Origin of the sequence: Alcaligenes sp. AB3 (assembly GCF_031844565.1) — a bacterium.
GTDB classification, from domain to species: Bacteria; Pseudomonadota; Gammaproteobacteria; order Burkholderiales; family Burkholderiaceae_B; genus Alcaligenes; species Alcaligenes faecalis.
The window spans coordinates 94,746-118,608 of sequence record NZ_JAUZVM010000006.1; the positions used below are offsets into that span (position 1 = coordinate 94,746).

Here is a 23,863-nt window from a genome sequence, read left to right on the forward strand (position 1 = left end):
ATGCTAACACCAAGGACGCTTTTGTGACTCGCCTGAACCTGAACTTGCCACGCATTCGTGGTACCAAGCTGGCCCACGTAGCCGCATTAATGCTGGCTGCCACTTTGCTTGCTGGCTGCGGCACTACCAAAAAAGAAGTTGACCCCACCTCGGGTTGGACCGCCGAGCGTCTGTATAAAGATGCCCGCGAAGAAATGTCCGCCGGCAACTGGAAAGACGCGCGTACCCGCCTGGAAGCCGTCGAGTCCCGCTACCCCTTTGGCACTTACGCACAGCAATCGCTGATCGACCAAGCCTATATCAACTGGAAAGACGAAGAGCCAGCCAAAGCCCTGGCCGCTATCGACCGTTTCCAGAAGCAATACCCCAGCCACCCCGGTACCGACTATATGTTGTACCTGAAAGGGCTGATCTCCTTTACGCCTCCTAGCGCTGCCCTGTCCAACATTACCCAACAGGACCCCAGCGAGCGTGACCCCAAAGGTCTGCGCGAATCCTACGAAGCCTTTAATGATCTGCTGCAACGCTACCCCAATAGCCGTTACGCGCCAGATGCCGCCAAGCGCTTGACCTGGCTGGTCAGCACTATCGCCCAGAACGAAGTGCACGTGGCCGAGTACTACTACAAGCGCGGCGCTTACGTGGCTGCCGTCAACCGAGCGCAAACCGTGATTACGGACTTCAAGGGCGTGCCTATTGCTGAACGCGCGCTGTACTTGATGTACCTGTCCTACGACAAGATGGGTCAAACCGAGCTGCGTGACACCACCAAACGCGTGATGGACGAGAACTTCCCAGACTCCACTTACTTCAAGGACGGTCTGGACGCCAAGGTGAACTACTGGAACCCGATCAACTGGTTCTAAGCCCTGAAGCAAAGCAGCGCAAAATACGGACTGCTTTTGTGAAGCAAACATAAAACGCTTCACAGAAAGCCGCCCAAAAAAGGGCCGAATCCCATCCAGGATTCGGCCCTTTTAGTTTTCCGGCTTCAAACTGATGTTTCTTGCCAGCTCGTTCTATTCAGCTCAGCAGAGCAAGGACTATCGGTAAGGTAGCTCCTGCCCTGTGACCGCCCAAGCACGCCTCCCCTCACTGCCTGCAGAGCATCCAGCTATCACCCCGATTTCTTGGCATTGTCCTTTTGCACGCTATACATACGCTCTGCAAAAGCCTTGGCCTTGGCCGGGTCCAGAGGCTGACCGCCCAGAATCTTCATGGTGTCGTCCAGATAAACCATCCGGTCTTCCAGCTCTTCCTGCAGGCCAATCAGGTAATAGCCAATCTGACAAAAGTACGTCGTCCGGGCTCGGGTCTGGGCTTCGATCTCTTCCAGACCCATACGCTGAAAGAAATTGGCCAAGGCATTCATGCAGGCCTTGTCCGCCCGCGCGACGGCCTGACGCACCCGCTCGGAGCGCCTGGCCCAATCACGCATGGCCATGTCCAGACCCGGCTCAAAACGGGACACGTCCAGCCAGGTGGAGAACAGGGACAACATGCCATCTTGCAGATTGTCCACATTCTCCAGCGCCAGCATGGTGGAGCGCATGTTCTTTTGCTCCCAGAAACCGACCAGCCCATCGAGCAAGTCGTCCCTGTCCTTGAAATGCCAATAAAAGCTGCCGCGCGTGACGGCCATGACCTGCGCCAGCCGGGTGATGCGCACCGCCTCCACTCCTTCCTGCATAAACAAGCGTATGGCAGCCTCCAGCCAATCCGCCCGCGTCAAATGCACATTGGGCTCGGTCAGTGCCCCGGCCTGGGCCACGCGTTCAATCAGTTCCTTATCGCTCATATCGCCTGCTTGTAGAGTCGCTTTAGTCGCCAAAGTATACCGGCGCTCCTCTTATAACAGGCCCAGCATTCGTGGAAACGCCAAGGAAACGGCGGGCACGAAGGTGGTGATCAATTGAATCGGAATGGCCACAAACACAATCATGGCGATGGCCGGGCCAAAGGAGCGATGTACTGCGACTTTGCTGATGCGGCAGGACATGTACAGCACAGGTGCCATCGGCGGGCTGTTGGAACCCACAATCACCGCACACGCCACAATTGCGGCGAACTGCACCGGACTGACATCGGCCACACCCACCAAAGGCAGCAGCAAGGGGGCCACCACCACAGTCAAGGACACATCATCAATAATCATGCCCACCAGAATCAGGAACACATTGACCATCAGGAGAATGCCAATGGGGCTGTCCACCAGACCCGTTACAAAGGTGGTCAGGTCCTGCGGTACCCCCTGGGCGACCAGAATGCGGCCAATCAGGAAAGAGAACAACAAGATCAGGATGACCGTACCCGTGGTCTCTGCCGTGCGCACAAAGCTGTCGCACAGCTTGCGCATGCTCAGCTCGCGGTACACAAAGCAGCCAATACCGATGACCAGCACAACCGCGACTGCCGCCGCTTCTGTAGGCGTGAAGATACCGCCGTAAATCCCGCCCAGAATCAAGGCAGGAATACACAGGGCAGGAATGGCATAGAACAAGGTCTTGAGCGAGGAACGCCCCTTGGCCTCATCAGCAGGTTGAGCAGGCGACTCCTTGAACCAGCGCCCCGCCACGACGTAATTGAACAGAATCAGGCCAGCCATCAAGAGCAAGCCCGGTCCAATCGTCGCCGCAAAGCAGGCCACCACGGATTGCTGTGTCACCACGGCAAACAAGATCATGGTGATGGAGGGCGGGATCAGAATCCCCAGCAAAGAGGAAATCCCCAGCAAGGCCGCCGAGTACTGGCGCGGATAACCGCGTTGCTCCATGGGATCGACCAGAATGGTGCCAATGGACGCCACCGCCGCCGAGGCCGTACCCGAAATCGCCCCGAACACCCCGGAGGCCAGGACCATGCTGGCCCCCATGCCACCACGGCGATTCTTGACCAGCATCTCGGCAAAGCCCACCAAACGGTGCGCAATGCCGCCGGCCTGCATCAGATAACCCGCCATGATGAACAAGGGCAAGGCTAGCAAAACCAGGGAGTTCAAGGAACGGAAACCTTGCAGCATCAAGGTATTCAAGTTGACGTCATACACCAGCGTCAACATCAGCAAGGTACCGGCAAAAGACCAGGCTACCGGCACCCCAACACCCAGTAGGAACAGCAGCAAGAGAACAGAAAATCCAGCATGCATAATCAATGGCCTCCCTGGCGCAAGGCCATCAAAGACTGATAAACATCGCGCAAGGCATACAACAGGCTACCGACTGCGTTCAGGCCAATTGCAGACTGAGGTACCCAGACAGGAATCCCCAGCTCCGCCATGGTGGTCGAGAACCGGGAACCCCACATGAACATGCGCAAGGTCCAATAAGCAAAGGCCACCACAATAATCAGCACCAGCACCGACACAAAGAAACGGTGAATGGCGCGCGCCCGTGGCGTCTTCAAACGATGGGACAGGTAATCCACCACCAGATGCTGCCGGGACTGGCTGGCAATCAGCGCCCCCGTCATGTACAGCCAAATTGCGGCCACCATCACAATGGTGTGCACACCGGTTGCCGGCCAGTTCAGGTAATAACGTGCAGCCACCACGTAGGCCAAACCTGCCGCCACCACAATGCTGGACACAATGGCCAGCCATTCCAGGGCGATCAGGGTCGGCCCGCGCTTGATCGGGATGTCCTCACTCACATTCATACTCCCTTGATCCAAAGTGCTCACTTCAGAGCCGAGGCGTTTTTCTCGATATGGGCCATGATGCTGTCGCCTACTTCGGCGTGCATGGAGGGCCACACCTTGGAGCGAACATGCGTACCCAAAGCCGCCAACTGATCCTTGTCGAGTTCAACGTAGTTTTTACCCAGCGCCTTCCACTTCTCCACAATGGCCGCGTCGGCCACCTGAGCCTTGGCAAACTGCTCTTGCATGATGGTGATGGCCGAGGTCTGGATCACTTCCTGCTGCTCGGGCTTCAAGGCTTCCCAGGCTTCCAGATTCATGGACAACACGCCGGTAATGAACTGTTGCTTGCTGCGCACGTAGTAATCCAGCGTGTCGCGGAAGTATTCGTAGTCGTAATAAATGACGTTGGCCGCATCGCCATCCACCACGCCGGTCTGAATTGAAGTAAACACTTCCCCCCAGTCAATGACCGCTGTCTGATAGCCCATGGCTTGCACGGACTGCTGCATCATGGAAATCGGGGGCACCCGTACCTTGATGTTCCTGGCGTCCTCCACCGTCACCGCATGCTTGCCCTTGGTGGCGACGCCATTAAAGCCTTCAGGCCAGGCACCAAAGAACTTCAAACCGTTCTCTTTGTAGATACCGTCCAGCGTCTCATTCAACCAGCCACCGGGCTGGTAAGCGGCCAAGGCCTCTTCCCAAGTGGTGAACATATAGGGGGTGTAGATCACCGCAATGCGCTTGTCGTAGGAAGTCATGGGCCAGTTCAACATCAACTGCACATCACCGGCCACGTGCTGATCAAACACCTCTTCCTGACCACCCAACTGGTTCTGATAAAAAACGCGGGGCGACACGGCGCCTTGCGTGCCTTCTTTGATCATCGCGGCCCACTTCTCGATGGCATCACCGCTAGGCGAACCTTGCGCGCCCGAGTCCGTTGCAATGCGCATGGTTTGTGCGGACACGGTGGCCGCGCTCAGGCTGAACATTACCGTCAGCAAAGTCTTGCTCAAAAGCTTCATAACTCCTCCTGGGTATTTCTTTTAAATTTATTGTTCAAACGTCGGGTATCAGGCTTCCGCTCGGTGCCGCCACAGTTCCCAGCCCAAACGGGCCCGGACACCCACATCCAGAAACGGCCGTGGTGGCAAGGCATCGGGTTGTCCCAAGGCCTGCATATCGGCAATCAAGGGATTGTCCACACCGCAAGCCAGATCCGCGACCAACATGCCGGAGATCGTGCCCTTGGTCAGCCCCACCCCGTTCTGACACACCGCGGAATACACATGCGGGGCCACCTGACCAAAGCCGGGCGAGCCATTACGGGACAGACAGATAAAGCCCGTCCAGGTGTGCTCCATTTCCACGTTCTTCAGATTCGGGAAACGCTCGTCAAACAGGGTTTTGTGCTCGATGCGCACGCGGCGACGGCTCTCGTCATCGCTACGCAAATTGGGAGCGTATGTCATGTGCTGACGAATCAGAATGCGCTGGTCATTGGTGCGACGCATGGTAATGCCCACAAACGCGTTGGCGGGCGTCAAACCCCAGCTGGGCAAACCACCCAATTCGCGCTGTTCGCTTTCCGTCAGGCAACGGGTCAAGCTGGCATGAGCCGCCATCGGCATCAGCTTGCCGCTATAAAAACCGAACTGCTCCGCAAAGACGTTCACGGCCAGAATCACCTTGCCTGCACGCACCTTGCCACCGGGGGTTTCCAGCATGACGCCATCGCCTTGCTGCAAGGACAGCACGGGCGTTTTTTCGTAAACGGTGACGTTGGGAGGCATATTGTCGGCCAGACCACGCGACAGACCCGCCGGGTTCAGCAACACGGTACCGGGGGTATAAATGCCTGTGCGGAAATGCTTGAACCCCAGCTTGTCATGCAAGGCCTTACCATCCAGCCACTCATGCGGTTCCTTCAAGGACTCCAGCACCTGCAGCGTAGGCTTCAAGGTTGTGCGTACGCCTTCCTCGGAAACCGCAGCGTGGAATTTCCCGATGGGGCTCCAGTCGCACTCGATACCGTAACGCTCAACCTGGGTTCTTAGATAAGCAATCGCCGTACGCGCCAGGCGCACATGCGAACGGGCGGCGTCCAGTTCGCCCATGGAACTACCGACGTTATGAGGGCTATCAATCGCAAAGCCTGAGTTTCGGCCTTGAGCGCCCTCGCCCACCTGATCGGCCTCCAGCACCACGATGCTGTCACCGGGGCGGTTCTCTGCCAGGCGACGGGCAGCGGCCAAACCGGCCAGGCCACCGCCGACAATCACCCAATCAGCCTGCACGTCTTTGGCCAAAGCGGGCTTGGGCGTACGGGGAGCCAGGAGCCGACTCCACCCATTGGTCTTGTCGTTCTCAGGCAGACGCGTGATTTTCTTGATGCTCATGCCACCGTCCGTGCGCTGGCCCAGTTGCTGGGATGAAGGCAGTAGTGGATCAGAGCAGACTCTGCTTCGTAGATCAAAGGCGTGCCTGCGGGCAACCACACACAATCACGTGGACCGGCTTCCAGAATGCCCTGCGGCGTATGAATGCGCATGCTGCCCTCGATCACCGTCACGACCTCGTCATACAGCACGGTCCATTCGATGCGGGCCTGGTTCAAGCGCGCATAGCCCGCCCCCAAAGGCGTCCCATCCTCCTCACCCACGATTTCTGCCAACTGCGCCATCTCCGGTTTTTCCTGTCTGGGCTGGAAGGCCAAATCGTCAAAACGCATTACTCGCGGCAAAGTTTTTTCTGTTGTCATGTGGATCACCAAACACAAGTGGTTTTAGAACATACATAGTTGTATGTTGTGATGGTAATGAGCCGAATTTGACGCGTCAATGCGTGGAGAGATGGGGATTACCCTGCGTTCCAGGCGGGAGAGCTTTATATTTAAATAATTGAATTGGCCTTGTGACGGGCTCTGCAAGCAGGGAGCCTCGTAGCGCTTTGGGCTGTTTTTAGCAGGCTTATTGATAAGAAAAATAGCGCATGACAGTGGCGACTATTCAACAAGCAGTCGCTAAGCCGCAGGAATGAAATGGAGTTCTTCAGCCACAGCCAGAAAGCAAGGAAGATGGCGAGACTCCATCTGCGCACATTCCTTCGCAAAGCCTATCTACGCCTGTTTTCTGCGCAACGCTTCTTCCAGCTTTTCACGCCCTTCTCCCATCAGCCAAGAACGCAGCGAGACAAGTTCAGGATTGATTTCTCGCATCAGACCGAGGTCCACCTGTTCTGCAAGAGGGCCATCCTCCAGACTTGACGCCATATGTCCCAAATCGGCGTTGGCAGCTAATACTTCATCAGGGAATCGGGCATAGGTGATAGAGCGACCTGCGGCTTCAGAAAAGGCGGCCTCCAACTCCTGGCCGGTCACGCGATCACTGGCGATCTTCAAGCTCATTCCGGCAAAGCGCGCCCTGTCCGCAAACAGGGCGGCAACGATTCTCCCTATGTCTTGCACGGCAGTAAGTTGGATCGAATGATCACGGTGTATCAGGGACACCAGCCGTCCCTCCTCCAGGCCAAAGCCTGGACATACAAGCATCTCCATGAAGATCATGGGACGGATGATGGTTGCAGTCAGCGGCAGTTCGCGAATATGTGCCTCAGTACGAGGCTTGGCATCAAAGCGCGCAACACCTGTCAGTTTGTCCCCAGCGCTAGCCCCCGAGGAATAGATGAAATGCTCGACGCCATTTTTTGCCGCCAGATCAGCAAGGCGTGTGCCATAACAAACCTCCTCTTCTGCTGATAGGTTCGCAGGCATCACGCTGAATACGCCATACACATCCTTCATGGCCGACGCGATAAGATTGGCATCGTCCAATGACCCTTGCACGATTTCGGCGCCTGCTTCCCGCAGAGCGATTGAAGCCGGTTTGGATGGAGATTGCACAAAGGCGCGGACAGGCCAGTGAGCCTCCAGAAGTGCTTTGGCCACCGATCCGCCTTGCCGGCCTGTGGCTCCGAAAACCAGAATGGGACGATGTACTTTGTTCATGATTCAGCTCGAAAAAAAAGAGAATGTCGTATTCTTTCCTCGATATCTGAATTGCGGAAGACGGCACTTTTTTGAACCTCAGGCACAAAAATGAAACCCATAGATCCAGCAGAGTCGGATTCTCTCAAGGAGAAGCCCGACAGCGACTCATCCTTCCAGCCGATTCCCTTGAATGGAATCTGCACGCGACTCGGTGACAAGTGGACCGTGCAGGTCATCTGGCGCCTTGCCATCGTGGGTGATCGTAGACTGCGATTTTCCGAAATCAAGCGTGAGGTAGAAGGAATCACACAGCGCATGCTGACGCTGACACTCAGAAACCTGGAACGAGATGGCTTGATAGAACGCCATTATTTTCCCGAGGTACCTCCACGTGTGGAATACGAACTGACGGAGATGGGGAAAAACATACTCGATGCGCTGAAAGGCATCAATGTGTGGGTCAGAGAGAACCTTCCGCGTATACAGGAATCACGTCAAACGTACGATGCCAAAAACCCTTGATATAGAGTTACTGAATCACAAGACCATGAATCATGAACAAGCAGAAACACGGGTACTAGAAGCTATTCCTGTACTGGCAAAGGATCAAAGTATTGAGGAGTGCATCGCTCAACTGCAAGCCAGCGGCCTGTCTGAAGTCCGTGCGACCAAGCTTTGCGTGATGATTCCCGAAGCCTTCGGGCTGGCACTGGCCTGGCGCCTGGGTGCAGCACTGCCTGATGAAGAGCAGATGTTTGATGTGCACAATCGCGCAGGCGAGACGGTTCAGGTCCCCATGCTGGGCCAGCATGTGTTTTCCGTCGCCCTGGCAATGGCGGTGGCGGTGCTCAAAAAAGGCTGGTTTACGCCTATCACTCGGGAAGCGTTTGAGGCAGTCAGTAATCGCAGTGCCGTCATGTCCATTCTTCAGCAGGTAGAGGGCAGTCTGGAAGGCGCTGGCACACCCAGCCTGTTCTTATGGGGCTTGGTGGCAGAGGACATCGTCGCAGACGAGTCCTTGCCCTCGCTTTAATAGACAAAATACGCTCAAGCCTGCTCCGAGCTGTCGTTCAGCTCCACATCACTGACCTGAGCGCTCTGCCGCCTGGCTTTCTGCTCCCGCAGAAACGCCAAGGCACGAGCAGGATCACGGGTACGGGCAAAGGGTGGCAAACCACGCCACAGCAATTTGCCGTAGGGTTTCTCGACAATACGGGTGTCGCCCACCATCAGCACGCCCCAGTCGCGCTCGGTACGGATCAGACGCCCTGCCCCTTGTTTCAAGGCAATGGCGGCTTCGGGCAGTTGGTATTCCATGAAGGGATTACCGCCCCTGTCCTTGCACTCTTTGATACGGGCTTCCAACACCGGATCATCGGGTGGTGCAAAGGGCAGCTTGTCGATAGCAACCAGCGTCAAGGCGTCACCGGGCAGGTCAATCCCTTCCCAGAAGCTGGCACTACCCACCAGCACCGCATTGCCACGCGCACGGAACTCGTCCAGCAGGACCTGCCGTGAACGCTCCCCTTGGCGCAGCACATTGCGCTCTATGTCTTCCCGATCAAATCGGTCCCGCAGCATATCGGCAATCCGCTCTACCGAGCGCAAGGTGGTACAGAGCACCAGCACACCGCCCTGACCGGCCTTGATCAGCGGAATGAGCGCATCCACGAAAGCCTGGTTGAAATTCGGATGACTGGGAAGCGGCAAGGTGCTGGGCACATAGAACAGTGCCTGATTCGGATAGTCGAACGGTGAAGCCCAGGCTTCAGTACGGGCATCGAACAAGCCCAGCTGTCGTTTAAAGTGGTTGAAATCCCCATGCACCGACAAGGTGGCCGAAGTCAGCACCCAGGACTGCTCCTTGCCTCTGTAGCGCGAGAAAATCTTGGCCACCGACAAAGGCGCACTGTGCAGGCGCAGATAGTGCTGGCCGCTTTCTACCCAACGCACAAACTCGTCGGGTTGGTCTTCCTCTTTTTCGCTTTCGGGCAAATAGGCGTGGCGGCCCTGACGGTCGGGCTGGCTCCATTGGAACAAGCGTGCACGCAATTCCAAGGCACTTTTATGCGCTGCCGCCAGATCTGGATGGCGTTCAGCCACCATGGCCAGCATCTTGATGACCTTGTCGAAGGTCCCCAGCAAATTCTCCAGCGCTTCATCAAAAAGCTCGGGCTCGGGCAAGGCCTGGAAAGTGGCACGACCACCTTGAGCCGCCAGCGACGCGGTACGCAAATGCAAATCCCGAGCCGCCTGCTCCAGCTTGCGGGCAACCTGACTCCAGTCCACGGTCTCGCGCGCCTGGGCCAGCCCTGCCGCTTCTATCTGCCGACACAAATCCGTTAATTGATACAAGGACACGCTGCTACCCAGAAAGCGGGTGGCCACGTCGGGTAATTGGTGCGCTTCGTCAAACACCACCAGATCCACGCTGGGCAGCAAATCCGTCACGCCCTCTTCGCGCAAGGCCAAATCGGCCATGAACAAGGCATGGTTAACCACCACCACATCAGCATCCTGAGCATGCCGACGTGCTTTCATCACAAAGCAGTCGCGCACAAAGGGACAATCCTGCCCCAGGCAGTTATCCCGTGTGGAAGTGACTCGGTGCCAAATATCGGCGTCCTCGGGGACTTCGGCCAGCTCGCCCTTGTCACCGCTACGGCTGCGCTCGGTAAAAAGCTGGATGGCACGCAGATAAGCAATTTCCGCACGGGACTTCAGGGCCCGGTCATCCTGCCCCAATCGCTCCAGATGGTAATGACAGACGTAGTTGCTGCGCCCCTTGAGCAAGGCCACATCCACTGGCAAGGCCAGCGCTTTACGCAGGTGGGGAATATCCCGACGGAACAATTGATCCTGCAAGGTACGCGTTCCTGTCGAAACCAGCGCTTTGCCCCCTTGCATGAACACGGGCACCAGATAGGCCCAGGTCTTGCCCGTGCCTGTGCCCGCCTCGGCAATCAATACGCCGGACTCGGCGACCGTCTCGCTGATGGCTTGGGCCAGCTCCAGCTGAGCCTGCCGCGGACGATAGTGCGGAACAGACTCTGCCAGTGGGCCTTGGGGAGAAAAGATATCGGAATAATCCTGCAACAACATGGGGCAAAACCGCTCAGGGAGAGGTGACGAATGACAGAACTGTCTACAATCACAGTGGAATACATACAAGATGATACCTGCCAATTCTGGGTCGCTGCCGGTCTTTATGGCAAAATGCGGCGCTTGCAGACCCTTTTACAACGATGGACCCATAACTGAAATGACTGTGGAAACCCTCGCCCAGCAACAGGATCACCAACAGATTCTGGCGCTACTGGCCTCTGAACTGAACATCCGCATCCAACAAGCCGCCTCTACGGTTGAGCTCTTGGACAACGGGGCCACGGTCCCTTTTATTGCCCGTTACCGCAAGGAAGCGACTGGCGGCCTGGACGATAATGTCCTGCGTGATCTGGAAGTGCGCCTGATCTATTTGCGCGATATGCAATCGCGTCGTCATGCCATTCTGGAATCGATCCGCCAGCAAGAAAAACTGACGCCCGAGCTGGAGCAAGCCATTTTGGCGGCTGACACCAAGCAGCGTCTGGAAGACTTGTACGCGCCGTACAAGCCCAAGCGTCGTACCCGTGCCCAGATTGCCCGCGAAGCCGGCCTGGAGCCGCTGGCGGACGCCATTCTGGCCCAGAAGGATGCAGACCCTCTGGCGCTGGCCGAAGGCTATCTGAATGCCGAAGCCAAGATCGACACGGCCAAAGCCGCCCTGGACGGTGCACGCGACATTCTGGCCGAACGCTTTGCCGAGCAGGCCGACCTGCTGGAAGCCATGCGCGACTATCTGTGGAAGTCCGCCCACCTGTACTCCAAGGTTGCCGAAGGCAAGGAACAGGAAGGTGACAAGTTCCGCGACTGGTTCGACTTTAACGAAGCGCTGCGCCAACTGCCTTCTCACCGCGTACTGGCTTTGTTGCGTGGTCGTCAGCAAGGTGCACTGGATCTGCGCCTGGGCCTGAACCCCGAGCAGGATGCGCTTCTGCCCCACCCCTGTGTACTGAAAGTCGCCGAGCTGACCGATATTGGCGCGGACTTCTCCGCCGACGCCAGCCCACGCGATCACTGGCTGGCTGAAGTCTGCCGCTGGACCTGGCGTGTCAAACTGCTGACAGCATTCGAATCCGAGCTTATTGGCCGTCTGCGCGAAGAAGCCGAGCAAGAATCCACCCGCGTGTTTGCCGCCAATCTGCGCGATTTGCTGCTGGCGGCCCCCGCTGGTAATAAAGCTGTTCTGGGCCTGGACCCTGGTATTCGTACCGGCGTAAAAGCCGCTGTGATCGATGCAACCGGCAAGGTGCTGGATACTGCCACGGTCTACCCCTTTGAGCCCCGTCGTGACCGCGAAGGCGCGATTCGTACCCTGGCCGGTCTGGCTACTCGCTATCAAGTTGAACTGGTGGCGATTGGCAACGGCACAGCATCGCGCGAAACCGAGAAACTGGTTGCCGACCTGCAATCCGCTTTCCCGCAATTGCCTTTGACTCGCGTAGTCGTGTCCGAGGCGGGCGCTTCGGTGTACTCCGCCTCTGAACTGGCCGCACAAGAATTCCCGGATATGGACGTCAGCCTGCGTGGTGCCGTCTCTATTGCCCGCCGCCTGCAAGATCCACTGGCCGAGCTGGTCAAGATCGATCCAAAATCCATTGGTGTGGGCCAATACCAGCATGACGTGAACCAGCGCGAACTGGCTCGCAGCCTGGATGCCGTGGTCGAGGATTGCGTGAACGCCGTAGGTGTGGACGTCAACACCGCTTCTGCTCCCTTGCTGGCGCGCGTTTCCGGCCTGAACAACACACTGGCCAAAAACATCGTCACCTGGCGTGACGAAAACGGTGCGTTCCAAAGCCGCAAGCAGTTGCGTGACGTGCCGCGCTTTGGTGAAAAAGCTTTTGAACAGGCAGCCGGCTTCTTGCGTATTCCTGGCGCAGCCAACCCTCTGGACGCCTCGGCGGTTCACCCCGAAGCCTACCCGGTTGCCGCCCGTATTCTGGAGCGTCTGCAAACCGAAGCCAGTGATGTGATGGGAAAATCTGGCGCACTGAAAGGCTTGTCGCCCTCGGACTTCACGGATGAACGCTTTGGTTTGCCCACCGTGCGTGATATTTTTAACGAAATTGAAAAGCCCGGTCGCGACCCTCGCCCTGAATTCACCACCGCCAAGTTCCAGGAAGGCATCAACTCCCTGAACGATTTGACGCCCGGCATGATTCTGGAAGGCGTGGTCACCAACGTGGCCAACTTTGGTGCCTTCGTGGACGTGGGTGTGCACCAGGACGGTCTGGTTCATATCTCCGCCCTGTCCGAGACCTTTGTCAAAGATCCACGTGATGTGGTTCGCGTAGGTCAGACGGTTAAGGTTAAAGTCCAGGAAGTGGATGTAGCCCGCAAGCGTATTGGCTTGACCATGCGCCTGAACGACGACAGCGCCCCGGTGCGTGGCTCCAGCAGCACAAGCAACGCTCCCCAGCGCCGTTCCGGAAACAATCGCCCCAACCGGCAAGCTGAACCGGCACCAACAGGTGCCATGGCAGCCGCCTTTAGCAAACTTCGGAGATAAGCCATGACTGAGACCGAGCGCCTTTCCCAACTGACGCGTCTGCTCAATCTGCTGACCGGATTTGATCAGAAGGAACAGGATATTGCAGCCATCAGCCAGTCCGTGCTGACCGCCAGCGCCAGCCCGGCAGCGATGGGTGAGGCGTATGGCAAACACGCCCAGAACCTGATGGAACACGATCCCGATGGCGCTCTGATTCTGGCCATCAGCTACGAGCTGGACGACTATCTGGCCCTGGCCGATACCGTGGACGAACTGTGGGAAGAAATTCTGGCCGCTTTTGAAAGCCAGGACCTGCCCGCCTTTCCCTACGACGACATGCCTTTTCAGGACGTGGACGGCTTTTTCCAATGGGCGAACGAGCAGCTGCAGGAGTTTCACCCCTCCTACTGCCTGCTGGAGTTTGCCCAAAGCTATGACGAGGAATTTCAGCTGATCGTGGTCAAACGCGAGAACCTGGAAGAAATTCTAAGTCTGTGTGAAAAACTGGATATTCCCGCTCAACCTGCCGAATAAGACAGGTATTCCTGGCCCAAACCCATCATCAAGCCCTGCATGAACATTCATGCAGGGCTTGATGCTTTTGGCCCGCTTGAATGCAAAGCGCCTCAAAGCGCATTAGACTGGTCCCGCCATCAGCGTCAACAAAGCGAGCCTCCTGTACTCGCCTGGCTGCCTGGTCCAAACAGAAACATCCCACTTTGCCGTGACTGGCGCAAAGCCAAATCCAGCGCGGCAAGGTCCAGAAGGAGAAGCATGGTGCAAAAGCACTGGTCGCAGGTCGAACTCCTGCACGAAACCGTATCCAACCCCAACATCCATGTGTGTGGCACACACAGCTACTACAGCCATGCCTGGACCGGCAGTTTTGAAGAAAGCGTGGTGCGTTACCTGTACGGGGACGAATACAGCCGCCAGGCCTGGACCTCTCAATGGCCGGTAGACCAGCTACATATTGGCGACTACGTGTGTATCGGTGCCGAGGCCGTGATTCTGATGGGCGGCAACCATACCCATCGCATGGACTGGTTCAGCCTGTATCCCTTCGTGGACAAGATTACGGACGCCTATGTGGGCAAAGGCGGCACCCACATCCATGACGGTGCCTGGATCGGCATGCGGGCCATGATCATGCCCGGTGTGGTGATTGGTGAAGGCGCTGTCGTGGCCTCCGGGGCGATTGTGACCAAGAGCGTGGCACCGTACACGATTGTGGCCGGAAATCCGGCTGTGCCCGTGCGCAAGCGCTTTGACGATTCGACGACTGAGCGACTGCTAGGCCTGAAGATATATGAATGGCCGGAAGAGAAATTCACAGCTCTGCGCGACGTGATCTGCGCAGAAGATATTGCGGCCTTGGAGCTGGCCAGCGAAGACTGGGACCAGAAGTCCACGATTCAGACACAGACCTGAACGAACCCTTGCATTAGGGATTGCAAATACAGAGCAAACGTTGGGGCTAAAAGCCGACTGCAAGGATATGTCTACCGCAAGCCTGATCCTCAAACACCTTTCAATGCATTGATAAATAAGAAAAAAAAAGCCCCTGACATGAGATGAACATCTCATGTCAGGGGCTGTTTATTTTCAAACTTGCTTCAAGGTAGAACGCAGCAGCACAAGGAGGCTCGCTACATCCTGCATGGGATCAGTCCTGAGCAAACTCTTTGCAAAGAATCAATCCCACCACAGTCACCCTACTTAGTCGCGCATCGAATCCAAAGCGGCTTCAAGTGCGTCACGCAGATCTGCCGATACGCGCGCGACTTCCTCACCGGCGCAATGGATTTGCAGTTCCTGGCCGTCTTGCTTGGTCACCTCTGCAAACGCAGCAGTCTGCAATGCTTTGATCGCTACACCAGCCTGCTTAGGGTCAGTGTAGGAGCGGGACAGGAACAGCTCTTGTCCCGCGGCATCTTGCAGACGAAAACGGAAAGTACCATCTTCATCACGGAAGTTTACAAAGCGGGCTTTACGGGCCTTGGCTTCGGACTTGCTGGCAGCGGTACTCAACGGATCGCGCAGGCCTACAGCGGCCTTCAGCTCGTGGATGAAAGGCGTTGCGTAGGCACGAGCCTTGCGGGCACCCACTTGCAGCAACTCTTCAATTTCCTGAGGGCGAGCCATCAGGGACTCGTAACGCTCACGCATGGGGGCGATCATGGTTTCCAGAACCTGATGCAAAGCCTCCTTGGCCTCACCCCAGGCCATCCCTTCGATCAGTTGCTGACGGAAGGCCTGCGTCTGCTCCGGCGTCGCGAAGGCCTTGTACAAGGCGGTCAGGTGGGAATCGTCCGGGTTCTTGGGCTCGCCTGGACCTTTGGAGTCCGTCACGATACGGGCGATGGCAGACTTCAGTGCCTTGGCACCACCTTCAAACAAGGGAATGGTGTTGTCGTAGCTCTTGGACATCTTGCGACCGTCCAGGCCCGGCAGCAAGGCCAGGTCTTCTTCTACCTGCACTTCAGGCAGCACAAACAGCTCTTTGCCACGACCATACAAATGGTTGAAGCTCTTGGCGATATCGCGTGCCATTTCCAGGTGCTGTACCTGATCACGGCCCACGGGCACTTTGTGCGCATTGAACATCAGAATGTCGGCCGCCATCAGCACGGGGTAGCTGAACAAGCCCATGGTGACGCCATCATCAGGATCAATGCCGGCAGCTTCGTTCTTGTCCACGGAGGCTTTATAGGCGTGCGCACGGTTCATCAAACCCTTGCCGGTCACACAGCCCAGCATCCAGGACAGTTCCGGGATCTCTGGAATATCGGATTGACGGTAGAACGTTACTTTTTCCACATCCAGGCCGCAGGCTATCCAGGTGGCGGCAATCGCACGGCGCGAAATGGCTACGCGCTCCGGATCGTCACATTTGATCAGGGCGTGGTAGTCCGCCATGAAGAAAAATGCGTCGACATCGGCTTGCTGGCTAGCACGGATAGCCGGGCGAATCGCCCCGGCATAGTTACCCAAGTGTGGAATACCGGTCGTTGTAACGCCGGTCAGTACTCGTGTCGTCATGATAAAAAATACGCTTATAAAACTACGTGTCAGGGTCAGGGATCAGGCGCATTGGCCACCGGCCGCGCCCAGGCCCTACAAAATAACTGCCTGGCGCCGTTCTGACTCCAGGTACTCGCGCGATTGCATTTCCATCAAACGCGAGACAGTACGGTGGAACTCATTGGCCATGGGGCCATCTACATACAACTCATCCTCGGGCACTGCCGCGGACATAATAAATTTGACTTTGTGATCGTAAAAAACGTCCACGAGCCAGGTAAAGCGTCGGGCCGCAGAGGCATCTCGGGCGGTCATGCGGGGGACATCAGACAGGATCACGGTCTGGAAACGGTTGGCCAGTTCCAGATAATCGTTCTGCGAGCGCGCGCTGACGCACAGGGTTTCGAAATCAAACCACACGGCCGAGCCTGACAAGGCCACCGCTTTCACATCCCGGTTTTCGATGCTGAGCACAGGCTCTTGAGGAGCCGTATCCGACAAGGCCGTGAACATGGATTGCAGTTCTGCGGTGGTCTCCGGGCCCAATGGCGTCAGATAGGTTTTCACCTGTTCCAGCGCACGGCGGCGGTAATCCACACCGGTGTCCACGTTCATGATGTCCATATTCTTCTGGATCAGCGCAATGGCGGGCAAAATGCGATCGCGGTGCAGGCCTTCGGGGTACAGCGTGGGCGGCTCGTAGTTGGACGTCATCACAAAGGACGTGCCGCGCTCGAACAGGCCCAGCAGCAGCTTGTACAGAATCATGGCATCGGCCACGTCCGAGACGTGGAACTCGTCAAAACAGATCAGGCGGTAACGCTTGGCGATACGCTTGGCAACCTCGTCCAAAGGATCGCTCATGCCTTTAACCTGATTCAGCTCCTTGTGCACGCCACGCATGAACTCATGGAAGTGAATGCGGGTTTTGCGCTTGAGCGGCACCGTCAGGTAGAAGGCGTCCATCAGAAAGCTCTTGCCGCGCCCTACACCACCCCACAGGTACACACCGCGCGGCACTTCCGGGCGGGAAAACATGCGACGCAAGGTACTGGAGCGCATTTTGCGATACTCCACCCACTCGTCGTAATAGCGTTGCAGCCGGTCTATAGCTTGCTCCTGTGCCTGGTCGGCACGGTAGCCTTTTTCCGCTAAAGCCTGATGGTAATACTCGCGAACATTCATATCACTGAAAATAAAAGAACCTGTCCGAGACAGGTAGTGGTCTGCCAGCATGCGCTGCGGTCCACAACAGCACTGCCTTTGATGCAGGGTCTGAGCATACTGCGCGGTCAATTATCTCACGCATCACAGCCTGTACAGACTGCTTTGATCAGCCTTTCGTGACGAAAAAAAGGGCGAGCCCGTGCCCGCCCTTTTCCAACAACACCCTGAAAGTCTATCAGAAGTTCAGAGCGCGTTTGTCCACTGCCAAGGCCGCTTCTTTCAGGGCTTCGGACAGGGTTGGGTGAGCATGGCAAATACGGGCGATGTCTTCCGACGCGCCACGGAATTCCATGATCGCAACAGCTTCAGCCACCAGCTCGGAAGCGACAGGGCCCACAAAGTGAACGCCCAGAACTTCGTCAGTCTTGGCGTCAGCCAGAACCTTCACAAAGCCGGTGGTGTCACCCAGTGCGCGGGCACGGCCGTTAGCCAGGAAGGGGAAGCTGCCAGCGCGGTAAGCACGGCCTTCGGTCTTCAGTTGCTGTTCGGTCTTGCCAACCCAAGCGATTTCGGGGGAGGTGTAGATAACCCAAGGCACGGTGTCGAAATTGACGTGAGGTTGCTGACCCGCCAGACGCTCGGCCACAGCCACACCTTCTTCTTCGGCTTTGTGAGCCAGCATAGGGCCACGCACCACGTCACCCACTGCCCAGATACCTGGCAGGCTGGTGGCGCAATCGTCGTCCACCACCACGAAACCACGCTCGTCCAGTTTCAGACCAATGGTTTCTGCACCCAGACCAGCGGTGTTAGGCACACGGCCAATGGAGACGATCAGCTTGTCGGCTTCCAGCTTTTGCTCGGCGCCTGCAGCGTCCACGTAGTTGATAGTGACCTGTTTGGCAGACTTCTTGATCTCGCCAACTTTCACGCCCACATTGATCTTCAGACCTTGCTTGGTGAAAGCTTTCAGGGCTTCCTTGGCCACGTCGCGATCCACGGCGGACAGGAACTCGGGAGCACCTTCCAGAATGGTCACTTCGGCGCCCAGACGACGCCACACGCTACCCAGTTCCAGACCAATCACACCGGCACCGATAACAGCCAGTTTCTTGGGAACCTTGGGCAGACGCAATGCGCCGTCGTTGGACAGAATCTGCTCTTCGTCGAACTCAGCACCGGGCAAGGCACGAGCTGAGCTACCGGTCGCGATGATGACGTTCTTGGCAACCAGCTCTTCGGCGTTGGCACCAGCCACGTTCACCGACCAGCCGCCGTCAACCTTGGCGCCAAACGAAGCGGTGCCGTGGAAGAAGTTAACCTTGTTCTTCTTGAACAGGTACAAGATACCGTCGTTGTTTTGCTTGACGACCACATCTTTGCGACCGACCAGCTTGTCCAGGTTCAGCGACACGCCCTTGACGTCCACGCCGTGCTCGGCCAGATGCAGATTGGCGTGTTCGAAGTGCTCGGACGATTGCAGCAAGGCCTTGGAAGGAATGCAACCAACGTTGGTGCATGTACCACCAGGAGCGGGCTTGCCTTCAGCGGTGGACCATGCGTCCACGCAAGCGACGCTCATACCCAGTTGAGCGGCACGAATGGCGGCGATGTAGCCACCGGGGCCTGCACCAATCACGACAACATCAAATTGCTTAGCCATAAAAAATCCCATAAATGTGAAAAGGCACGCTGGACCGTCCAGAAGTCAGACGGGAAGGAATCAGGCGGCGAACACCAGCCCCCAGGGCCTTAAACAAAATCGGCCAAGGCTTAGAAGCAAGCACTTGGCCGTAAACATACTAGACCGAACTACCGCGTGCTTAGACGTTCAGCAGCAAACGCTGAGGATCTTCCAGCGCTTCTTTCATGGCTACCAGACCCAGAACGGCTTCGCGGCCGTCGATGATGCGGTGGTCGTAGGACATAGCCAGGTAGTTCATGGGGCGAACCACGATCTGACCGTTTTCCACAACAGCGCGATCCTTGGTGGCGTGAATGCCCAGGATGGCAGACTGAGGTGGGTTGATGATGGGAGTGGACAGCATGGAGCCGAACACACCGCCGTTGGAGATGGAGAAGGTACCGCCTGTCATTTCTTCCAGGGTCAGCTTGCCGTCGCGAGCACGGGCACCGAAGTCAGCGATTTGCTTTTCGATGTCAGCGATGGACATTTGATCAGCGTTACGCAGGATAGGCACCACCAGACCGCGTGGGCTACCAACGGCCACACCGATGTCAAAGTAACCGTGGTAGATGATGTCTTTGCCATCAACCGAGGCGTTCAGCACGGGGTATTTCTTCAGGGCGGCAACAGCAGCCTTGACGAAGAAGGACATGAAGCCCAGTTTCACGCCGTGCTCTTTCTCGAACTGATCCTTGTACTTCTTGCGCAGATCCAGCACCGCTTGCATGTTCACTTCGTTGAACGTGGTCAACATGGCGTTTTCGGACTGCGACTGCAGCAGACGCTCGGCGATACGAGCGCGCAGGCGGCTCATGGGCACGCGCTGTTCTGGACGACCGTCCAGGGACAGGGTTGGAGGGGCAACAGGAGCGGCAGCAGGTTTGGCAGCAGCGGCGTTGGCTTCCAGAGCGTCACCCTTGGTGATGCGACCACCACGGCCCGAGCCTTCCACGGAGCTGGCTTCCACACCCTTTTCAGCCAGGATCTTGGCAGCTGCAGGCGAAGCAACCGAAGAGGCGGCGGAGCTGGCAGCAGGAGCTGCAGCGGCTGGGGCAGCAGCAGGAGCGGCTTCTTCAGCAGCGGCGGCAGGAGCAGCAGCGCTAGCCTTGCCTTCGGAGTCGATACGGGCCAGCACGTCGCCGGAGGTAACAGTGCTGCCGTTGGCCTTGACGATTTCGCTCAGCACGCCCGAAGCAGGAGCGGGAACTTCCAGAACGACCTTGTCGGTTTCGACTTCGATCAGGATTTCGTCAGCCTGAACCATTTCGCCAGGTTGTTTTTTCCATTCCAGCAAGGTTGCTTCGGAGATGGATTCAGAGAGTTGGGGAACCAGAACGTCAGTAATTGCCATGATTATATTTTCCGTATTTAAAATTTGGGGTGCGTTATTTGGTCAGCATGAAGCCTTTGCGAGCGCCGAAAGCCTGCTCCAGCAGCGCCTTGTGCTGTTCCTGGTGTTTGGCCAGGTAACCCACTGCAGGCGAAGCGGAAGCGGCACGACCGGCGTAGCCAAGCTTCTGACCTTCGGTCATGTTCTCGTAGATGTGATGCTGAACGTAGAACCATGCACCTTGGTTTTGAGGTTCGTCCTGAACCCAGATAACTTCCTTGGCGTTGCTGTACTTAGCCAGCTCTGCCTGGAAGGCCTTGTGGGCAAATGGATACAACTGCTCCACACGGATAATGGCAATATCGTTGCGCTCCAGTTCTTTACGGTGGTTCACCAGATCGTAGTAAACCTTGCCCGAGCAAGCTAGAACACGTTTGACAGCGGCTGCATCAATCGCCTGATCCGTTTCACCGATCACAGGCATGAAGTGGCCTTCAGCCAGATCGCTCAATGGCGAAGTAGCATCTTTGTTACGCAGCAAGGACTTGGGCGTCATGATGACCAAGGGCTTGCGGAAAGGACGGATCATCTGACGACGCAGAACGTGGAAGATCTGGGCGCCGTTGGTGGGCTGGACAACCTGAATATTGTTGTCTGCGCACAGTTGCAAGAAGCGCTCGATACGGGCCGAGGAGTGCTCCGGACCCTGACCTTCGTAGCCGTGTGGCAGCATCAGAGTCAGACCGCAATGACGGCCCCACTTGGCTTCACCCGACGTAATGAACTGGTCGATAACAACCTGGGCACCGTTGGCGAAGTCGCCGAACTGGGCTTCCCAGATAGTCAGGATGTTGGGCTCTGCCGAAGCGTAACCGTATTCAAAAGCCAACACGGCTTCTTCGGACAGGACCGAGTCGATCACCGTGAAGTTGGCCTGGCCTTCAGAGACGTTCTGCAAAGGAATGTAGGTACCGTCGTTCCAGCGCTCACGTTTCTGATCGTGCAGCACGGCGTGACGGTGCGTGAACGTACCACGGCCCGAGTCCTGGCCAGTAATACGGATGGCGTAGCCGTTGTTCACCAGGGTTGCAAAGGCCAAGTGCTCGCCCATGCCCCAGTCCACCTGAGCTTCGCCACGTGCCATAGCACGACGGTCGTTCAGCATGCGGTTGACCAATGGGTGAACGGTAAAGCCTTCTGGCACGGTGGTCAGTTTTTCACCGATGCGTGTCAGTTCGGACATCGGCAAGGCGGTGTCAGCCTGGTCAGTCCATTTGGCGCCCAGGAAAGCAGACCAGTCGGTGGCGTACTTGTTCTTGTAGTCTGTCAGAACAGGTTCAACCGTGCGCTTGCCATCTTCCATCAGTTGACGGTAAGCCTTGACCAGATCTTCGGGTTCGTTCTCGGACAGAATGCCTTGAGCAACCAGCTTGTCGGCGTACAGTTTGCGGGTACCGTTATGCTGACCAATCTTCTTGTACATCAGCGGCTGGGTCATCGAGGGAGTATCTTGCTCGTTGTGGCCCAGTTTACGGAAACAAACAATATCAACCACGACGTCGTGCTTGAACTCGCGGCGGAAATCCAGAGCCAGCTGAGTCACGAACACCACGGCTTCAGGATCGTCGCCGTTCACGTGGAAGACAGGGGCTTCAATCATCTTGACCACGTCCGTGCAATACAGCGTGGAGCGTGTATCGCGGGGGTCAGAGGTGGTGAAACCGATCTGGTTGTTGATCACGATGTGCAGCGTGCCACCGGTACCGTAGCCACGGGTCTGGGCCAGGTTCAGTGTTTCCATGACCACGCCCTGACCGGCAAAAGCCGCGTCACCGTGAACCAGCACAGGCAGAACCTGGCTGCCGTCTTCGTCGCTACGACGATCCTGACGAGCACGGACCGAACCCTCGACCACTGGGTTAACAATTTCCAGGTGGGATGGGTTAAAGGCCAGAGACAGGTGGACTGGACCGCCGCGGGTGGACAGGTCGCTGGAGAAGCCGTTGTGGTATTTCACGTCGCCGTCGGTCAGGCCTTCAGCGTGACGGCCTTCAAACTCGGCAAACAGGTCACCGGGCATTTTGCCCATGATGTTGACCAGCATGTTCAGGCGACCACGGTGGGCCATACCCACGATGATCTCCTGAACACCGTTCTCGCCAGCGTGGTTGACCACTTCATCCATACAAGCGATGAAGCTCTCGCCACCTTCCAGGGAGAAGCGTTTCTGACCAACGTATTTGGTGTGCAGGAAGCGCTCCAGGCCTTCGGCCTCGGTCAGCTGCTGCAAGATGTTGCGTTTTTGTTCAACGTTGAAAGAACCTGTGCCATGCACCGACTCCAGGCGCTGCTGAATCCAGCGCTTGACGACCGGGTCGGAGATGTACATGAACTCTGCGCCCACCGAACGGGAGTACGTATCACGCAGGGCCTTGAGCATGTCGCGCAGCGTCATGGTGTCGGCTTTGGTGAAGTAGGTGTTGGTGGCGGAGTAGACCTGGTCCAGATCTGCTTCGGTCAAACCGTAGAAAGCAGGGTCCAGTTCAGGGATGCTGGGGCGTTCGGAGCGCTTCAGAGGGTCCAGATCAGCAATGCGTGCACCCAGGGAGCGGTACGCAGCAATCATGGACTGGATCGACACTTGCTTCATGGCAACTGTCAGGTCCGGTGCTTGCGCGCTGGTCAGGAAGGCATTGGCTTTCGCACGTTGGGCGAAGGACTCGACGATAGGAGCGTGAGCTTGATCGCGGGTGCTGTCGCGGCCGTCAGTAGCTGGCTGATGCTGCAGTTGATCGAAGTACTCGCGCCATTGGTCGGCGACGGAGCCCGGATTGTCGAGGTAGGACTCGTAGAGTTCTTCGACGTAAGGAGCATTGCTCCCGAACAGATAAGAGTTACTGAGCAGTTCTTTTTGCGATGACATTATTACGCTTCACCTATCCGAGTGTTTCACTCGTGTTGAGATGCAGGAAAACCTTCCGCGACACGGACCTCGCCGGTTAGCGGATAGCAGGAGCAGAAGGCAACGTAGGACGCCTTATACAAGCCGTATTGATCTAGTATAACGCTGCACACAAAAGGCGCAATTAATGACATCTAAAATGCTTGGCGACTGCAGCAGACCGTTGGCATTAACAAACACATCGATCTATCACACGGGCGAATTCTTACAAAAGAAGCGCTCCAAATCATGATTGACGCCCCTGGCCTGCCCCACATGAAGGAAAAATTCCGATATGCTAAACGGGTGCAGCAAGTACGCGCTTCGCGGGCCCCTTTTCCACCAAACCGAGCCCAGCCTGCCCTTGGTCACCTTGAGGCAGGCAACCAGCGTTGCCATGACATATGCTGCCTATAACAAATCAGCACCTACCTGGTGACTGTATTTCTTATAAATTAGATTCACTTTTACACTAGAAAATCCTATCAGGA

The 23,863-nt window shown here is 56.8% G+C and carries 19 protein-coding genes; 6 read left to right on the plus strand and 13 right to left on the minus strand.

The features are described from left to right. The first annotated feature begins 89 nt into the window (after positions 1–89). Positions 90–866: an outer membrane protein assembly factor BamD gene (locus Q9R35_RS13510; RefSeq protein ID WP_042484476.1), complete on the plus strand. Its 777-nt coding sequence runs from the start codon at positions 90–92 to the stop codon at positions 864–866. A 251-nt stretch (positions 867–1,117) separates the two neighbouring features. On the opposite strand, the gene Q9R35_RS13515 is transcribed toward Q9R35_RS13510, so the two are convergent. From Q9R35_RS13515 to Q9R35_RS13550, 7 genes are all read right to left on the minus strand, one after another. Further along, positions 1,118–1,798 carry a TetR/AcrR family transcriptional regulator gene (locus tag Q9R35_RS13515; protein ID WP_052695783.1) on the minus strand — a complete coding sequence of 227 codons (681 nt, stop codon included), beginning with the start codon at positions 1,796–1,798 and terminating at the stop codon, positions 1,118–1,120. A 51-nt stretch (positions 1,799–1,849) separates the two neighbouring features. Further along, complete coding sequence (locus Q9R35_RS13520; RefSeq protein ID WP_197313393.1) at positions 1,850–3,145, minus strand: TRAP transporter large permease; 1,296 nt, start codon at positions 3,143–3,145, stop codon at positions 1,850–1,852. A gap of 2 nt (positions 3,146–3,147) precedes the next feature. Next, positions 3,148–3,654 carry a TRAP transporter small permease gene (locus tag Q9R35_RS13525; protein ID WP_063693543.1) on the minus strand — a complete coding sequence of 169 codons (507 nt, stop codon included), beginning with the start codon at positions 3,652–3,654 and terminating at the stop codon, positions 3,148–3,150. 20 nt (positions 3,655–3,674) lie between these two features. Further along, complete coding sequence (gene dctP / locus Q9R35_RS13530; protein WP_042484192.1) at positions 3,675–4,667, minus strand: TRAP transporter substrate-binding protein DctP; 993 nt, start codon at positions 4,665–4,667, stop codon at positions 3,675–3,677. A gap of 48 nt (positions 4,668–4,715) precedes the next feature. After that, positions 4,716–6,041 (minus strand): FAD-binding oxidoreductase, encoded by a 1,326-nt coding sequence (locus Q9R35_RS13535; protein ID WP_311219984.1) that lies wholly within the window; start codon positions 6,039–6,041, stop codon positions 4,716–4,718. Then, complete coding sequence (locus Q9R35_RS13540; protein ID WP_311219985.1) at positions 6,038–6,403, minus strand: ethanolamine utilization protein EutQ; 366 nt, start codon at positions 6,401–6,403, stop codon at positions 6,038–6,040. The genes Q9R35_RS13535 and Q9R35_RS13540 overlap by 4 nt, the downstream gene beginning before the upstream one ends. A 357-nt stretch (positions 6,404–6,760) precedes the next feature. Continuing rightward, positions 6,761–7,648 (minus strand): NmrA/HSCARG family protein, encoded by an 888-nt coding sequence (locus tag Q9R35_RS13550; protein ID WP_311219986.1) that lies wholly within the window; start codon positions 7,646–7,648, stop codon positions 6,761–6,763. A 90-nt stretch (positions 7,649–7,738) separates the two neighbouring features. Here Q9R35_RS13550 and Q9R35_RS13555 point away from each other — a divergent pair, with 90 nt between their 5' ends. Next, positions 7,739–8,152 (plus strand): helix-turn-helix domain-containing protein, encoded by a 414-nt coding sequence (locus tag Q9R35_RS13555; protein WP_311219987.1) that lies wholly within the window; start codon positions 7,739–7,741, stop codon positions 8,150–8,152. Positions 8,153–8,177: 25 nt separating this feature from the next. Next, positions 8,178–8,663, plus strand: a complete 486-nt coding sequence (locus Q9R35_RS13560; protein WP_144433385.1) for a hypothetical protein — start codon at positions 8,178–8,180, stop codon at positions 8,661–8,663. Positions 8,664–8,677: 14 nt separating this feature from the next. On the opposite strand, the gene Q9R35_RS13565 is transcribed toward Q9R35_RS13560, so the two are convergent. Next, on the minus strand, positions 8,678–10,732 hold the full coding sequence (locus Q9R35_RS13565; RefSeq protein ID WP_311219988.1) for an ATP-dependent DNA helicase: 2,055 nt from the start codon (positions 10,730–10,732) through the stop codon (positions 8,678–8,680). A 160-nt stretch (positions 10,733–10,892) separates the two neighbouring features. On the opposite strand from Q9R35_RS13565, the gene Q9R35_RS13570 reads away from it, so the two are divergent. From Q9R35_RS13570 to Q9R35_RS13580, 3 genes are all read left to right on the plus strand, one after another. Further along, entirely contained in the window at positions 10,893–13,241 is a 2,349-nt protein-coding gene (locus tag Q9R35_RS13570) for a Tex family protein (RefSeq protein WP_063693535.1), read from the plus strand. Between the two features lie 3 nt (positions 13,242–13,244). Beyond that, positions 13,245–13,757: a hypothetical protein gene (locus Q9R35_RS13575; protein WP_042484177.1), complete on the plus strand. Its 513-nt coding sequence runs from the start codon at positions 13,245–13,247 to the stop codon at positions 13,755–13,757. Positions 13,758–13,997: 240 nt separating this feature from the next. Beyond that, a complete protein-coding gene (locus Q9R35_RS13580; RefSeq protein WP_197313398.1) occupies positions 13,998–14,654 on the plus strand; it encodes a CatB-related O-acetyltransferase in 657 nt (218 codons plus the stop codon). A 288-nt stretch (positions 14,655–14,942) separates the two neighbouring features. Here Q9R35_RS13580 and Q9R35_RS13585 read toward each other — a convergent pair whose 3' ends face one another. The 5 genes from Q9R35_RS13585 to Q9R35_RS13605 all read right to left on the minus strand — a co-directional run bounded on the left by Q9R35_RS13585 (position 14,943) and on the right by Q9R35_RS13605 (position 23,354). Continuing rightward, positions 14,943–16,265 carry a tryptophan--tRNA ligase gene (locus Q9R35_RS13585; protein WP_311219989.1) on the minus strand — a complete coding sequence of 441 codons (1,323 nt, stop codon included), beginning with the start codon at positions 16,263–16,265 and terminating at the stop codon, positions 14,943–14,945. 75 nt (positions 16,266–16,340) lie between these two features. Then, positions 16,341–17,432 carry a cell division protein ZapE gene (gene zapE / locus Q9R35_RS13590; protein WP_311220009.1) on the minus strand — a complete coding sequence of 364 codons (1,092 nt, stop codon included), beginning with the start codon at positions 17,430–17,432 and terminating at the stop codon, positions 16,341–16,343. A 217-nt stretch (positions 17,433–17,649) separates the two neighbouring features. Beyond that, positions 17,650–19,077 carry a dihydrolipoyl dehydrogenase gene (lpdA, locus tag Q9R35_RS13595; RefSeq protein WP_042484170.1) on the minus strand — a complete coding sequence of 476 codons (1,428 nt, stop codon included), beginning with the start codon at positions 19,075–19,077 and terminating at the stop codon, positions 17,650–17,652. Positions 19,078–19,237: 160 nt separating this feature from the next. Beyond that, the gene (gene odhB / locus Q9R35_RS13600; RefSeq protein WP_042484168.1) at positions 19,238–20,452 is read right to left on the minus strand and encodes a 2-oxoglutarate dehydrogenase complex dihydrolipoyllysine-residue succinyltransferase; all 1,215 of its coding nucleotides are present in this window, start codon (positions 20,450–20,452) and stop codon (positions 19,238–19,240) included. Between the two features lie 34 nt (positions 20,453–20,486). Next, entirely contained in the window at positions 20,487–23,354 is a 2,868-nt protein-coding gene (locus tag Q9R35_RS13605) for a 2-oxoglutarate dehydrogenase E1 component (protein ID WP_042484166.1), read from the minus strand. Positions 23,355–23,863: the final 509 nt, after the last annotated feature.